General features: G+C 52.1%; 1 rRNA gene. It reads right to left on the reverse strand.

Annotated features, from left to right (window positions below):
- A 23S ribosomal RNA gene (locus ACTNES_RS20865) occupies positions 1-1,184 on the reverse strand; the annotation flags it as partial.

The raw sequence follows: 1,184 nt of genomic DNA on the forward strand, positions 1-1,184 counted from the left end.
CCCGGCTTCCGCTTTCCTTACGTGTCCCCACAGTTCTGTCATACCGCAGTACAGGAATCTCCACCTGTTGTCCATCGGCTACGACTCTCGTCCTCGCCTTAGGCCCCGACTTACCCAGAGCAGATCAGCTTTACTCTGGAAACCTTGGATATTCGGCCTAGAGGATTCCCACCTCTATCTCGCTACTCATTCCGGCATTCTCTCTTCCATGCAGTCCACAGCTCCTTACGGTACTGCTTCGTTCCGCATGCAATGCTCCTCTACCAACCTTTCGGTTCCTTAGTTTCGGTGGCGCGTTTCAGCCCCGGACATTTTCGGCGCAGGACCTCTCGACCAGTGAGCTATTACGCACTCTTTGAATGGATGGCTGCTTCTGAGCCAACATCCTGGTTGTCTTCGAAATCCCACATCCTTTTCCACTTAACGCGCACTTTGGGACCTTAACTGAAGGTCTGGGCTCTTTCCCTTTTGACCGCCCAACTTATCTCGTGCAGTCTGACTCCCGATAATCGATTACACGGCATTCGGAGTTTGATATTCTTCGGTAGGCTTTGACGCCCCCTAGGAAATTCAGTGCTCTACCTCCGCAAATCTGTATCGAGGCTAGCCCTAAAGCTATTTCGAGGAGAACCAGCTATCTCCGGGTTCGATTGGAATTTCTCCCCTATCCACACCTCATCCCCACCCTTTTCAACGGATGTGGGTTCGGTCCTCCACTACCTCTTACGGCAGCTTCAACCTGGACATGGATAGATCACCCGGTTTCGGGTCTACTCCTACTGACTCTGGCCCTCTTAAGACTTGGTTTCCCTACGGCTCCGCACCTGAAGTGCTTAACCTTGCCAGTAAGCGTAACTCGCCGGACCGTTCTACAAAAAGTACGCGGTTGCACATATAAAGTGCTTCCACAGCTTGTAGACACAGGGTTTCAGGTTCTCTTTCACTCCCCTCCCGGGGTCCTTTTCACCTTTCCTTCACAGTACTATGCGCTATCGGTCACTAAGTAGTATTTAGCCTTAGGGGGTGGTCCCCCTGATTTCCCACAAGGTTCCACGTGTCTCGTGGTACTCTGGATCCTGCTCAGTCAGCTCTGCTTTCACGTACGGGGCTTTCACCCTCTCTGGCCGGCTTTCCCAAAACCGTTCTGTTAACTTCACTGAATCTTAAATGCAGTCCGTAACCCC

The organism is Blautia sp. HCP3S3_D9 (genome assembly GCF_052063845.1).
Classification (GTDB): Bacteria; Bacillota; Clostridia; order Lachnospirales; family Lachnospiraceae; genus Blautia_A.